General features: G+C 71.9%; 13 protein-coding genes and 1 pseudogene. 4 read left to right on the top strand and 10 right to left on the bottom strand.

Annotated features, from left to right (window positions below):
• Window positions 1-2,148, bottom strand: a complete 2,148-nt coding sequence (locus tag ACQEVU_RS55640; RefSeq protein ID WP_433339324.1) for a prealbumin-like fold domain-containing protein — start codon at window positions 2,146-2,148, stop codon at window positions 1-3.
• Window positions 2,149-2,312: 164 nt separating this feature from the next.
• Here ACQEVU_RS55640 and ACQEVU_RS55635 point away from each other — a divergent pair, with 164 nt between their 5' ends.
• Window positions 2,313-2,498 (top strand): acyl-CoA carboxylase subunit epsilon, encoded by a 186-nt coding sequence (locus ACQEVU_RS55635; protein WP_433339323.1) that lies wholly within the window; start codon window positions 2,313-2,315, stop codon window positions 2,496-2,498.
• Between the two features lie 190 nt (window positions 2,499-2,688).
• On the opposite strand, the pseudogene ACQEVU_RS55630 reads toward ACQEVU_RS55635, so the two are convergent.
• Window positions 2,689-2,976: pseudogene (locus tag ACQEVU_RS55630) on the bottom strand (MscL family protein); the annotation flags it as partial.
• Between the two features lie 33 nt (window positions 2,977-3,009).
• On the opposite strand from ACQEVU_RS55630, the gene ACQEVU_RS55625 reads away from it, so the two are divergent.
• Together ACQEVU_RS55625 and ACQEVU_RS55620 are read left to right on the top strand one after the other, a co-directional pair.
• Entirely contained in the window at window positions 3,010-3,621 is a 612-nt protein-coding gene (locus tag ACQEVU_RS55625; protein WP_433339322.1) for a Maf family protein, read from the top strand.
• Window positions 3,618-4,277: an O-methyltransferase gene (locus tag ACQEVU_RS55620; RefSeq protein WP_433339321.1), complete on the top strand. Its 660-nt coding sequence runs from the start codon at window positions 3,618-3,620 to the stop codon at window positions 4,275-4,277. The genes ACQEVU_RS55625 and ACQEVU_RS55620 overlap by 4 nt, the downstream gene beginning before the upstream one ends.
• Before the next feature lie 74 nt (window positions 4,278-4,351).
• On the opposite strand, the gene ACQEVU_RS55615 is transcribed toward ACQEVU_RS55620, so the two are convergent.
• The 4 genes from ACQEVU_RS55615 to ACQEVU_RS55600 form a co-directional block, all read right to left on the bottom strand.
• On the bottom strand, window positions 4,352-5,506 hold the full coding sequence (locus ACQEVU_RS55615; protein WP_433339320.1) for an MFS transporter: 1,155 nt from the start codon (window positions 5,504-5,506) through the stop codon (window positions 4,352-4,354).
• 168 nt (window positions 5,507-5,674) lie between these two features.
• Complete coding sequence (locus tag ACQEVU_RS55610) at window positions 5,675-6,430, bottom strand: ABC transporter permease (protein WP_433339319.1); 756 nt, start codon at window positions 6,428-6,430, stop codon at window positions 5,675-5,677.
• 3 nt (window positions 6,431-6,433) lie between these two features.
• On the bottom strand, window positions 6,434-7,387 hold the full coding sequence (locus ACQEVU_RS55605) for an ATP-binding cassette domain-containing protein (protein ID WP_433339318.1): 954 nt from the start codon (window positions 7,385-7,387) through the stop codon (window positions 6,434-6,436).
• A 140-nt stretch (window positions 7,388-7,527) separates the two neighbouring features.
• Complete coding sequence (locus ACQEVU_RS55600) at window positions 7,528-8,169, bottom strand: PadR family transcriptional regulator (RefSeq protein WP_433339317.1); 642 nt, start codon at window positions 8,167-8,169, stop codon at window positions 7,528-7,530.
• A gap of 117 nt (window positions 8,170-8,286) precedes the next feature.
• On the opposite strand from ACQEVU_RS55600, the gene ACQEVU_RS55595 reads away from it, so the two are divergent.
• Window positions 8,287-10,038 (top strand): acetyl/propionyl/methylcrotonyl-CoA carboxylase subunit alpha, encoded by a 1,752-nt coding sequence (locus ACQEVU_RS55595; protein WP_433339316.1) that lies wholly within the window; start codon window positions 8,287-8,289, stop codon window positions 10,036-10,038.
• A 170-nt stretch (window positions 10,039-10,208) separates the two neighbouring features.
• Here ACQEVU_RS55595 and ACQEVU_RS55590 read toward each other — a convergent pair whose 3' ends face one another.
• The 4 genes from ACQEVU_RS55590 to ACQEVU_RS55575 form a co-directional block, all read right to left on the bottom strand.
• Window positions 10,209-10,550, bottom strand: a complete 342-nt coding sequence (locus tag ACQEVU_RS55590; RefSeq protein ID WP_433339315.1) for a YbjQ family protein — start codon at window positions 10,548-10,550, stop codon at window positions 10,209-10,211.
• Between the two features lie 129 nt (window positions 10,551-10,679).
• Window positions 10,680-11,774 (bottom strand): hypothetical protein, encoded by a 1,095-nt coding sequence (locus ACQEVU_RS55585; RefSeq protein WP_433339314.1) that lies wholly within the window; start codon window positions 11,772-11,774, stop codon window positions 10,680-10,682.
• Complete coding sequence (locus tag ACQEVU_RS55580; RefSeq protein ID WP_433339313.1) at window positions 11,771-12,286, bottom strand: SigE family RNA polymerase sigma factor; 516 nt, start codon at window positions 12,284-12,286, stop codon at window positions 11,771-11,773. Before ACQEVU_RS55580 ends, ACQEVU_RS55585 begins: the two co-directional genes overlap by 4 nt.
• Before the next feature lie 49 nt (window positions 12,287-12,335).
• Window positions 12,336-12,941 (bottom strand): DUF3152 domain-containing protein, encoded by a 606-nt coding sequence (locus ACQEVU_RS55575; RefSeq protein WP_433339312.1) that lies wholly within the window; start codon window positions 12,939-12,941, stop codon window positions 12,336-12,338.
• Between the last annotated feature and the right edge of the window lie 113 nt (window positions 12,942-13,054).

Below are 13,054 nucleotides of genomic sequence, written 5' to 3'. Positions count from 1 at the left end.
TCAGTCCGCGCGGGACCGAAGCACCATGATCAGCAGGATGAGCAGGCCGAGCCCGACCAGGCCGGCGCCGATCAGGGCCACCGGAAGGACCTTGAACGTATCGAGGACCTTCTGCTGCGTCGGGGGCGCCTCCGAGGTGTCGAAGGTGACGGTGACGACGACGGTGTACTCCGGCTCGTCGGCCGCGTTGTCGGCGGCGATCTCGACCGTGCCGGGGATGGCGAGGGGGCCCTTTCCGGGGTTGGGGTCGAGGGTGGCGGTGACCGACACCTGTGCGCTCTTCGCCGCCGGGGCCGTCGGCCGCTGGACCATGCACCGGGTCGGGCTCAGGAAGCCCAGCGGCGCCGGCAGGGAGGCCTCGCTGTTGTCCTCGGCGGCGAGCACCGCGCGGCCGCTCGAGCCGTCCTCGCACTGCACGTCGAGCACGACGGCGCCGGCCCGCCCGTCGACGTTGCCGGCGAAGCGGACCGTGACCTGCAACTGGCGGGCGGGATCGAACAGGAACGTGGCCGTGCACTTGGCCGCGGGGCGGCCGGCGGAGAGGTGTGCGACATCGGCGGCCACATCCGGCATATCCGGATTGTCGCCCGGGTCGCAGGCGAACGAACTCAGCCGCCAGCTGCCGTCCACGGTGGACACCGGCGGGACCGGGGTGACCAGATAGTCGCCGAACGCCAGCGACCCGGGCACGTCGCCCTGGGCCACGGCGCCGATGCCGACCCCGGTCGTCGTCGCGACCCCGGACCAGCCGGCCAGGGCCTCGGCGCGTGGCGTCACGGCGAAGGACGCGGCCGCGGTGCCGCCGACGGTGACCGAGCGCAGCTCGAGCGAGCCGGCCTTGCGGCTGACCCGCACGGCGCAGTCGATCGCCGCGCCGGCCGGCACGACCACGGTGACGGTCATGTTGTCGGGCTTGAGCGTCTGGTCGCCGCAGGCCGCGCCGGCCAGGCTCCACGCCGCGGCGTCGCCGGCCGGCGGGGTGAGGGTCACCGCATACGAGCCGGGCAGCAGCGTGCCGAGGTCGGCGCCGGCCGCCGTCGAGGCCGAGCCGTCGCCCGTCGGCGTCGCGCTGAGCAGCCGGGGCGGGCCGCCGGCCGGGTCGGCGACGGAGAGGTTGAAGGCGCCGCCGGGGCTGTCGGAGTACAGCAGCAGGGTAAGGCCGGGCGGGACGGCCGGCGGGGCGTAGGTGAAGGTGCACGTGACGATCTCGCCGGGGGCCAGCGTGACGGTCGCCCGGCCGGTCGGCACGTCGGTGGTGGCGAGGCTCTGCCCGGCGCCGCTCTTGGTGCAGCCGAGGTCGGCGAGCGTCCAGCCGGGCGGCGTGCGTGAGGCGATCGTGCTCGGCTGTCCGCCGGAGCTGCGCACGAACGTCGCGTCGGTGCTCGTGTCGACGCTGATCCGCTGGTCGCGGTTGTAGCTGGGGCTGGCGTCGAAGGCGAAGCGCTGCGGATAGCCCGGCGCGCGCGTCGTGCGCGCCCGCACGATGAGCGTGCCGGGCGCCGGGGCGCCCTTGACGTAGTACGCGAAGCAGAACACGTGGCGGGTGCCGGCCGGGAAGCCGATCCACTGCACGTTTCCGCCGGTGTGGTCGTCCAGGGCGCAGCGCAGGGCGCCGAAGCCGTATCCGGCCCGGCCCGACTGCGCGCCGGTCATCAGCGGGTCGCCCGGCGTGCCGCCCTGGGCCCACAGCTGATGGCGGGCCGCGGCCCTGGCCTGGTCGTCGGTGAGGATCACGGTCACCGCGCCGTCGATCGTCTTGTCGGTCTTCTGCCCCGTGCGGTCCAGCAGCGGCGCGGCCGCGGCGGTCGGCCCGCTGCCGGTCGCCGGCGCCGTGACGGTCGACAGCGCGCCCTTCTTCTCGTGCCCGGCGCCCAGTGAAAATTGCCACCCGTTGAGCGGCTCGCAGCCGGACGAGTTGGCCGCCTCGACGTCCGGGTCGACCTCGGAGCCGTCCTGGTACGCGGTTTCGCGCCCGGTCAGCGCCGCGCTCTCGGCGTGGTCGTCACGGACCCGGTTGCCCATGACGTCGTGGTAGCTGTCGCAGGCCCGCGCCACGAACGTGACCTGGTAGTGCAGCGATGCGGACACGGACGCGGGCGACTCGCCCTCCCGGGCCGACGCCGAGACGGCCGGCGCAAGCACCAGCACAACGAAAACTATCGATATCGCGGCACAGACTCGGCGAAGCAGGACGTTTGTCAATGCGGCCCCCCAACTCGCCATCGACTCCCGTTCCGTTCGAGTATGCGCTGCCGGGGTGTGCGTATGCTCGCAAGACGGCAACGTTTCGTGAACGAGTCCGGGAGGGTCACGTGAGCGAGGAGCCCCTGTTCAGGGTGGTGCGCGGCACGCCCAGCGCCGAGGAGGTCGCGGCGATCGTCGGCGCGCTGTTCAGTCTCGCGCCGGCTCCTCCCGTGGCTGCGGCTCCGAGTTCCCGCTGGGCCCGGAGCGCTCGTCCGGGCCGGGCGCGGCACTGGCGCGCCGTCGCGGGATCGTGATCGGCGGCAGCGTCGGCCATTTCCGCGCCTCCCGCTCCCGCTGCAGCCGCTCGGCCTCCTCGGGCGGGGGCAGCTCGGACACCAGCGGCTGGCCGCACGATCGGCAGGTCATCGCGGCCACCGGGATGCGGTCGAGGCAGTAGGGGCAGTTGCGCAGCTCGAGCGAACGCCCCCGCTCGACGCCGATGAGCGTCATGAGCTTGATGACCACGAACAGCCCGACCGCCAGCAGCATGAACTGCAGCAGGTCGTTGAGGAACACGCCGTACTTGATGGGCGTGCCGTGGATCTTGAACTGCAGCGCCTTGAAGTCCGGCTCGTGCACCAGCACGGCGACGGCCTGCAGGAACAGGTTGGTCACGAAGGACTGGATCAGGGTCGCGAACGCGGTGCCGATGATGAACCCGAGCGCCAGATCGAGGACGGAGCCCCCGATGGCGATGGCCTTGAACTCCGCCCAGAGCTTGCGCACGGCCATGATGGTACGGAGACTTCGCTAACCTTCCGCTACGTGAAGACGTTCATTCTGGCCTCGGCGAGCCCCGCCCGCCGCCGCCTGCTCACCCACGCCGGCATCGATCCCCAGGTCGTCGTGAGCGGCGTCGACGAGTCCGTGATCGAGGCGGGCGACGCGGCGACGCTGGCCGGCACGCTCGCCGCCCTCAAGGCCCGCGCGGTCGCCGCCGGCGTCACCGAGCCGTCCGCCCTCGTGCTCGGCTGCGACTCCGTCCTCGCGTTCGACGGCGAGATCCTCGGCAAGCCGGCCTCGGCCACCGAAGCGACCGCGCGCTGGAAGGCGATGCGCGGCCGCTCGGGGGTCCTGCACACCGGCCACTGCCTGATCGACCTGGAGACCGGCGCCGTCGCGGAGGCCGTCGTGGCCACCACGGTGCACTTCGCCGAGCCCGACGACGACGAGATCGCCGCCTACGTGGCCTCGGGAGAACCGCTCGAGGTCGCCGGGGCGTTCACCATCGACGGGCTGGGCGGCGCGTTCGTCGCCGGCATCGAGGGCGATCACACCAACGTGGTCGGCCTGTCCGTACCGACGCTGCGGCTGCTCCTGGCCCGGCTCGGCGTTCCGATCACGTCGCTGTGGTCGCGCGGCAGGATGGACCCATGACGAAGGAGACCTTGAGCCTGACGGACGAGTTGCACGCGTACGTCGTGGCCAACGGCAGCGAGCCCGACGACGCGGTGCGTGACCTCATCGACGAGACGGCGAGCGTGCTGCCGGACCAGGCGGGCATGCAGATCGCGCCGGAGCAGGCCGCGTTCATGACGCTGCTGACCCGCATCCTCGGCGCGAAGCAGGCGGTCGAGATCGGCACGTTCACGGGCCTGTCGAGCATCGCGATCGCCCGCGGGCTGGCCGACGGCGGCCGCCTGATCTGCCTGGACGTGTCCGACGAGTTCACGAGCATCGCGCGGCGCTACTGGGCCCGCACCGGCCTGGCCGAGCGCATCGAGCTGCGCCTCGGCCCGGCCGCCGAGTCACTGGCCGCGCTGCCGCCCGAGCCGCACCTCGACCTGGCGTTCATCGACGCGGACAAGACCGGCTACCTGCGCTACTGGGAGGAGCTCGTCCCGCGCATGCGCCCGGGCGGGCTGATCCTGGTCGACAACGTGCTGCGCCACGGGCACATCGTCGATCCCGACCCGGCCGACGCCGGCACGGTCGCGATGGTCGAGTTCAACCGCCGGGTCCTGGCGGACCCGAGAGTGGAGTCCGTGCTGCTTCCGCTCGCCGACGGACTCACGATCGCCCGCCGCCTCTAGCTTTTCCTGGCTCGGGTCCGCGCAACCGACTTGGTGTGGTGTAGCGAGCTCCAGTTGCGTTTGCCAGCCCAAGATCAGGCGGGCAGCGTGAGTCGGTCGAGGCGGAGGATGGCGACGGCGGAGACCGCCGCGAACAGCGGTACCAGCAGGAAGGCCGGGTGCGGACCCACCCGGTCGGCCAGGGCGCCCAGCGCGAACGGCGCGACCGCGAACGAGATGCCGACCGCGAACGACGCCCGTGCCGCCGCCAGGTCGGGCTGGCCGTCCGAGTGCGCGAGGGCCAGCCCGATCCCGAGCGGGTAGTGCAGCCCCATCCCGAGCCCGGCCACGAACAGCCCCGCCATCGCCAGCCACGGCACCGTCACCGACCAGAACACCGCGAACCCGCCCACGCTCACCGCGAGCGCGGCCAGCAGCATCCGCGTCGGCCGGAACAACAGCAGCATCCGCCCGCCGGCCAGCCGCCCGCCGACCATCCCGGCGATCATCGTCGACACGGCCGCGGTGGCCACCCCGGCCGAGACGTGCGCATGGGCGCGCAGCACGTCACTGCCCCACAGCGTCAGGCAGATCTCGATCGACCCGGTCGCGAACAGGCTGGCCAGCGCCAGCGGAAACGTCCCCGGCAGCGGCCGGTGCGCGGCCCGCTCCCCGCCGAACCCGGCGGCCTCCGGCGGCCGCACCGCCCGCGCCCGCGCGTAGAACGCGATGACGACCACGGGCACGACGACGAGCACCAGCCCGAACCGCCACCCCCACCCCGCCGCGAACGTCGCCCCGACGATGAGCGGCGCGACCAGCCCGACCCCGGCCGCGGCCGCGTTGGCCTCGCTGATCGCGGCCGGCGCGGCGGTGCCGTGGTGATCGGTCATCGCCGCGTTGATCGCGTTGACGCTGAGCGCCCCGCCGAAGCTGCCCAGCGTCGTGAACGCCAGGGTCAGCGCGAGATGGTGGGCGGCGTACATCCCAGCCGCCGCCGCGCAGACCAGGCCCAGCCCGATCCAGATGAGCCGGTGCCGCCCGAGCCGCCGGGTGAGCAGCGGCAGGACGGCGCCCCCGACGATCCCCCCGGCCGCGAACGCGGTCCCGTGCAGCCCGGCGAGGGTCCGGCTGATGTGCAGCTCGTCGCGCAGCAGCGGGGCGACCGGCCCGAACCCGTACAGGAAATAGACCCACAGCGCCAGCTGGACGTACATGACCCAGGTGAGCCGGTCGCGGACGAGTTGCACCCCCAGACGCTGTCACGGCCCCTTCCACCGGGGAAGGGGCCGACAGCGTGACGGTCATTACCGGTAAAGCCGATCGGGCGGTCCTACCGATCCGAAATGTCCGCCACTTCGTGACGGACATTTCGGATTTATCGGTTATGCCCCGGCTCTCTCGATGCTCTCCGGTTTCTAACGGACGCCCTTCGCGAAGGCGCGGGACGCCCAGATCACCGTCAGCACGGTCAGGCTGCCGATGACCACCGCCGCCTGCCACACCGAGTCCGCGCCGGGGTGGCCGTCGAACAGCGCGCGCACCCCGTCGACGGCCCACGAGAACGGGTTCCAGTCGGAGACCGTCTTCAGCCACTTCGGCGCGAAGGTCAGCGGCAGCAGGATGCCGGCGGTCAGCAGCAGCGGCTGCGAGATCGTGTTGAGCAGCGGCGCGAGGGCGTCCTCGCTGCGCAGCTTGAGCGAGATCGCGTACGAGAACGCCGAGAGCATCAGCGAGATCACGGCCATCAGCCCGAACGCGGCCACCACGTCCAGCGCGTTGACCCGCAGCCCGAACGCGACCGCGATGACCACGATGAGCAGCGCCTGGAACAGCAGCGACACGACGTCGCGCAGCGAGCGGCCGACCAGCAGCGCGAACCGGCTGACCGGCGTGACCCGGCTGCGCTCGATGACGCCGGCCCGCAGCTCCGCGATGAGCCCGAAGCCGGTGAACAGCGAGCCGAACATCGCCAGCAGCACCAGCAGGCCGGGCACGAACAGCTTGTAGGCGTCGGCGTTGGAGCTCACGCCCAGCGCCGGCTTGAGCAGCGGCGCGAAGAGCAGCAGGTAGAACAGCGGCTGGATGATCCCGACGATGAGCCAGACCGGGTTGCGCAGCATGAGCTGCATCTGCCGCTGGAAGACCAGCCAGGTGTCGCGGAAGAATTTCATCGCTCAGCTCTCCCTCAGGGAACGGCCGGTCTTGGTGAGGAACACGTCGTCGAGGCTCGGGCGGTGCAGCTCCATCTCGCCGAGCGTCACGCCCGCGTGGTCGAGCAGCCGCAGGATGTGCGGGATGGCGGTGGCGCCTTCGGTGACGTACAGCCGCAGACGCCCGTTCTCGCGCTCGACGCGGCGCACGTAGTCCTGGTTGGTCAGCAGGGTCTCGGCGGTGTCGATGCTGCCGTTGACCCCGACGGTCACCACGTCGCCGGCGACCTCGCGCTTGAGCGCGTCGACGGTGCCCTCGGTGACGATCTCCCCGTGGTCCATGATCGCGATCCGGTCGCACAGCGCGTCGGCCTCGTCGAGGTAGTGCGTGGTGATGAAGACCGTCATGCCTTCCTCGCGCAGGCGGCGTACCTCGTCCCACATGTGGGCGCGGCTCTGCGGGTCGAGCCCGGTGGTCGGCTCGTCGAGGAAGACGATGCGCGGCTCGTGGATGATGCCGAGCGCGATGTCGACGCGGCGGCGCTGGCCGCCGGAGTAGGTCTTGCAGCGACGGTCGGCGTACTCGGTCAGCTGGAACGCGTCGAGCGCCTTCGCGGCCCGCACGCGCGCCTCGGACTTCGAGATGCCGTAGTAGCGCGCCTGAAGGACCAACTCCTCCCGGGCGGAGCTCTCGTCCCAGGTGCTGCCGCCCTGTGCGACGTAGCCGATGCGGCGGCGCACCTCGCCGGGGTCCTTGAGCAGGTCGGCGCCGGCGATGCTGGCCTCACCGCCGTCCGGGGTGATGAGCGTGGCCAGCATGCGCAGCGTGGTGGTCTTGCCGGCGCCGTTCGGCCCGAGGAACCCGAAGATCTCCCCCTCCTTGACGGAGAGGTCGACGCCCCGCACGGCCTCGACGACCTTCGTCTCGCGACCGGCGCGGGAGCGGAAGGACTTCCGCAGCCCCCTCGTCTCGATCATGTCCGTCTCCCTGTCTGTGTGCCCTCGGCAATTCCCGCCCGGCTTGGCGGCCTGGCCAGTGGGGCGCGCCGGGCCTGCGGCCCGGCAGGGAGACCATAACGCGATATAGTTTTGACGGTCAAGCTTGAATATTTCGCGTACTACTCGTCGTCCTCGTCGACGGGCTCGCCGTACTCGGCCCGGATCGCCTTGCGCCACTCCTCGGCGCTCTCCCCCTCGGGCCCGGGACCCTCGTTGGTGTGCGTACCCTCGCCGGCCTCGATGCGCGCGGCGATGTCGTGGCACCAGCGGGCCTCCGCCTCGCAGCGGGCCATGGTGAGCTCGAACTGCCAGGCGACGTGCACCGGCTTGTACGCGGTCCACTCCTCGACGTTGTCGCGATAGGTCGCGTTCCAGCCCTCGAGCAGCCGGGCCCGGGCCCGCAGCGCGCCGACCGCCTCCGCGCGCGGCAGGTGCGGCAGGAACGCGAACCCGGCCAGGAACGGGTCCGTCGGCTCCTGATACTCCCACCAGTACTTGCGCAGCAGCGTCTGATACTCCGCCGCACCGGCCGCGGTGAGCGCGTACTGCGTGTGGGCCGGCCGGTTGCCGGTCTGCCCGGTCCCGGCCTCCTCGAGCAGGCCCTCCTCGGTCATCTTGCGCAGGGCGTGGTAGATCGAGCCCGGCTGGACGTTGGCCCAGCTCTCTACGTGCCAGCTGGCCAGCTCCTTGCGGATGTCGTAGCCGTGGACGGGCTGGAGGTACGAGATCAGGCCGAGGATCAGCAGACGCGTAGTAGACACGACACAAGCGTAATAGGAAAGTTTGACTAGTACCCCGAAGTGATTTTGTTGGCAACGGAAAGTGTCGGACCCTGGGCTTAGACTGCGGCCGAGGGCCCAGAGCAAAGGGAGCGTTCAGTGCAGAAGGTACTCATCGCCAACCGGGGTGAGATCGCGGTGCGGGTCATCCGCGCCTGCCGCGACGCCGGCCTGGGCAGCGTGGCCGTCTATGCCGACTCCGACCGCGACGCCCTGCACACCCGGCTCGCCGACGAGGCCTACGCGCTGGGCGGCGACACCGCGGCCGACTCCTACCTGCGTATTGAGAAGCTCATCGATGTCGCCGCCCGCTCCGGCGCCGACGCGGTCCACCCCGGCTACGGCTTCCTTTCGGAGAACGCCGACTTCGCCCAGGCGGTCCTCGACGCCGGCCTCACGTGGATCGGCCCCACTCCGCAGGCGATCCGTGACCTCGGCGACAAGGTGACGGCGCGTCACATCGCCCAGCGTGCCGGCGCCCCGCTGGTCCCCGGCACCGCCGAGCCCGTCGCCGACGCCGACGAGATCATCGCCTTCGCCGAGGCACACGGCCTCCCGGTCGCCATCAAGGCGGCCTTCGGCGGCGGCGGCCGCGGCCTGAAGGTGGCGCGCACCATGGAGGAGATCCCGTCCCTCTTCGAGTCCGCCGTCCGCGAGGCGGTGGCCGCCTTCGGCCGCGGCGAGTGCTTCGTCGAGCGCTACCTGGACCGGCCCCGCCACGTCGAGGCCCAGGTCCTGGCCGACCAGCACGGCAACGTCGTTGTGGTCGGCACCCGCGACTGCTCGCTGCAGCGGCGCCACCAGAAGCTCGTCGAGGAGGCGCCGGCCCCGTTCCTCACCGACGACCAGCGCGCTCAGATCCACGAGTCGGCCAAGGCCATCTGCCGCGAGGCCGGTTACCACGGCGCCGGCACGGTCGAATACCTCGTCGGCAGCGACGGCACCATCTCGTTCCTCGAGGTCAACACCCGCCTGCAGGTCGAGCACCCGGTCACCGAGGAGACCGCCGGCATCGACCTGGTCCGCGAGCAGTTCCGCGTCGCCGACGGCGAGAAGCTGCGCTTCGACGCCGACCCGGCCCCGCGCGGCCACGCGATCGAGTTCCGCATCAACGGCGAGGACCCCGGCCGCAACTTCCTCCCGGCTCCCGGCACGGTCACGGCGCTGAGCATCCCCACGGGCCCGGGCGTGCGCGTCGACACCGGCATCGAGTCCGGCAGCGTCATCGGCGGCAACTTCGACTCCCTGCTCGCCAAGGTCATCGTCGTCGGCGAGACCCGCGCCCAGGCCATCGAGCGCTCCCGCCGCGTCCTCGACGAGATGGTCGTCGACGGCATGGCCACCGCGCTGCCCTTCCACCGCAAGGTCGTGCGCGACCCGGCCTTCGCCGAGGAGCCGTTCCGCGTCCACACCCGCTGGATCGAGACCGAGTGGGTCAACGACGTCCCGCCGTTCGTCGCGGCCGCGACCGAGGTGTCGGCCGCCGAGGCGCGCGAGACGATCGTCGTCGAGGTCGGCGGCAAGCGGCTCGAGGTCACTCTGCCGGCGGGGCTGGGGGCGGCATCCGCGTCAGGCGGGTCGGCGGCCGCGGTGCCGCGGCGGCGCGGCGGGGGGAAGAAGCAGGCCGCGGCGGCCGGCGGGGACGCGCTGACCAGCCCGATGCAGGGGACGATCGTGAAGATCGCGGTGGCGGAGGGAGACACGGTTGCCGAAGGGGATCTCATCGTGGTGCTGGAGGCGATGAAGATGGAGCAGCCGTTGAATGCGCATAAGGCGGGGGTTGTCACGGGGTTGAATGCGGTGGTGGGGGAGGTTGTCTCGGCGGGGGCGGCCATCGCGGAGATCAAGTAGTTCTGTCGCGGCCGGGGGCCGGGGGGGCCGGGGGGGCCGGGGGGGGCCGGGGGGCACCGGTGCGCCTCTGATGAGCAGGGGCCGTGGTTGCTTCTGGGCCGTGCGCGCCTCACGGTTGTGCAGTTGGCGCGGGTTGCGGTCTGGGAACGTTGCGGCTTTTCTAGACAGTGCTAGGCGGCGGCGTGGGCTCCTGTTCTGGCGTGGATTGGGACTGCTACTACTGCGGTGCCGTAGGCGCAGAGTTCGACCCACGTGTTTGTGACGTCTCTGTGGTCGAAGCGCATGCCGACGATGGCGTTGGCGCCTCGGTTCTCGGCGGCCTGGACCATTTGGCCGACCGCCCTCGATCGGGTCTGGACCAGGAACTGGGACAAGTCCTGGCCGGGGCCGCCCTCGGTGGATCTGATGCCCGCGGCGAATGGGTTACGGGAGGTGGCCACCACTCCCAGGACCTCTCCGAGCACCGCGGTGATCTCGAAGCCGGGGAGGCCCTCAGTCGTTACAACCAGCACGAAGCGATCGTATGCAGAAATATTCGGATTTGAGACGGTCTCGTCCGAATCATCCCTTAAGTTACCCTCTTGAGGCGCCAAGAACAGCGTGCAACACGCCGCGGGGTGGCGCCTCATGCCAAAGGGGTGTCAGCCGTGGCCGACCTGGGCCGACGGGGTGACCTCGATCGTGGCGGCGAAGCGCAGCAGCAGGTCGCGGGGCAGCGCGGCCTCGGGGGCGATCTGCAGCAGCAGGGAGCGGCCGCCGGGCTGCGGGATCTGCAGGGTCTGGCCCTCGTCCGTCGACGTCAGCCAGGCCCGGCGGCCGGCGACCTGGACCTCCACGGCCTGGTTGCCGAACTTCGGCTCGATGCCGGCGGTCTCGTCGAGCATGACGGCCAGCTTGTGCTCGTACGACGGGTCGGGGGTCACACCCGGCGGGCAGACCGTGACGACGCCGCCGTCGATGTTGTCGGTCGTCCATCCGGCCGGCATGAGGCCGAACGTGAACGGGGCCTGGGCCTTCGCGCCGCCGGGCTTGACCGCCTCGGCGTAGGCGACCAGGTCCGCCGTGCTCGCCGCCGGGGTGACGCGCAGGCTCAGCCACTGGCCGGCGGACGGCTGCCAGACCAGGGTGCGCTCGAGGTCCGAGAACGGGATGGTCGGGTCGTCGTCGGCGTAGCGCCACTCGTACACCGTCGCCGTCTGGCCGTTCACCGCGGTCGTCGCGGACGTGGTCTTCGAGGTCGGGGCGGGCGGGCGCTCGGAGTACAGGGTCAGGTCGGCGCTCACGCCCTTGGCCAGCACCTGGACCGACGTCGGGTGGCCGCCGGTCAGCGCGATCCGCGGCTGGCCGTAGCCCGCGAGCGCCGGCGCGGTGAACGGGAACGTCACGCTCGCCGGGACCGTTGACTGGACCAGCAACGGCACGGTGGTGGTGGTGCTCCCGGCCGGCGCGGCCGACGGGTTCGCCGGGATCGGGGCGGGGGTCAGGGTCGACGCCGCGCCCGGGCGGTCGGCCGCGACCTGCGGGGCGGCGCCGCCCGACGACAGGGCGAACGGGATCGCCGCGCCGATCGCGACCAGCGCGGCGGCGCCGGAGGAGAACGCGGCCAGGCGGGCCCGCTTGCCGCGGCGGACCGACTCGGTGGTGACGGTGGAGAGCATCGCGGCGCCCGGCGGGGCGTCGGCCGCGTGCAGGCGAAGGGCCTCGCGGAGGCGCTCCTCGACGTCGTCGTTGATCATGTATGGCCTCCCGGCGCGGGGGCGACCCGGTCCTTGGCCAGGGCCGCCCGAAGCTTCTGCAGTGCGTGGAACGCGTGGACTCGAACGGTTGAGGTGGAGCAGTTGAGCAGGCGGGAGATCTCCGCGTCGGGGAGGTCCTCGTAGTACCGCAGCACCATGACGGCGCGCTGCGACCTCGGCAGGGTGGCCAGCAGGGTCCACATCGCGTCGGCCTCGACGACCCTTCCGGCGGTGTCGTCGGCGACGGTGCCGGGCAGCGGGTCGGGGACCTCGGCGATCGGTCGCTCCGCGAAGGAGCGGCGCCGGCGCCAGGAGAGGTACTGCCGCAGGATCGCCTTGCGCACGTACGGCTCCGGCCCCTCCGCGCCGACGATGCCCGACCAGCGGCGGTGCGCGCGCACCAGCGCCTCCTGTGTCAGGTCCTCGGCCAGGTGCCGGTCCCCGGTCAGCAGGTACGCGAAGCGCAGCAGCGCATGCGACCGGCCGAGCACGAACTCGGTGAACTCCTGCATGGCCCTCCCTTCCCCCACCGGGATAGACGAGGGCGAAGGCCGCCGGCGTTTACGGGTCGCGCGGAAGCGGGTCGTCGTACTGGCCGGAGCGCCCGGCGTACGAACGGCCGTCCACGATCGGCCAGGCGTTGGCGGTGCAGCCGTGCAGGCCGAGGGTCTGCTGCTGCATCACCGGCGCCGGGCGGCCGGGGCCCGGGCACAGCTCGTGGCCGTGATAGAGCCGGTGGCCGGTCTCGTGATTGATGACGTACTGCCGATAGGTGACCAGGTCGGCGCCATAGTCCGGCACGCCGTGGACCCAGCGGGCCACGTTGATGACGACGCTGTCGCCGTTGCGGCAGCTGGTGTACCGGTCGAAGGAGCTGTGGCAGAGCCGGTCCCGCGTTGCCGGGGTGACCAGGTAGATCGTAAAGTCGAAGCGCTCACCGGTGCCGGCCCGGCGCAGCCGCCACTGGCCGGTGCCGGGCCAGCTGCGCGGGTCGGCGAAGACCGCCTCGACGGCCTCGGCGAACCCGGCGGGGGAAATGCCGGCGATGTCGCGCTCCACCGCGATGCGGTAGCTGAGCAGCCGGCCCGCGGCGCCGGCGACCGGGCCGGCCGTTGGCGCGTACTCGTAGGCGCCGCCGCCCACCGCCGGGTACTCGATGTCGGGCACGGCCACGGTCGCCGGGCCGCGAGTCGGGGACGGACCCGCGCTGGACGGAACTGCTCTCGACGGAACCGCCGAGGAGGGTGCGGCGTAGGACGAGGGCGCGGAGCACGCGGCCA

The organism is Dactylosporangium sp. CA-139066, assembly GCF_050936175.1.
Lineage (GTDB): Bacteria > Actinomycetota > Actinomycetes > Mycobacteriales > Micromonosporaceae > Dactylosporangium.
This window is presented reverse-complemented; position numbering and strand designations above follow the sequence as displayed.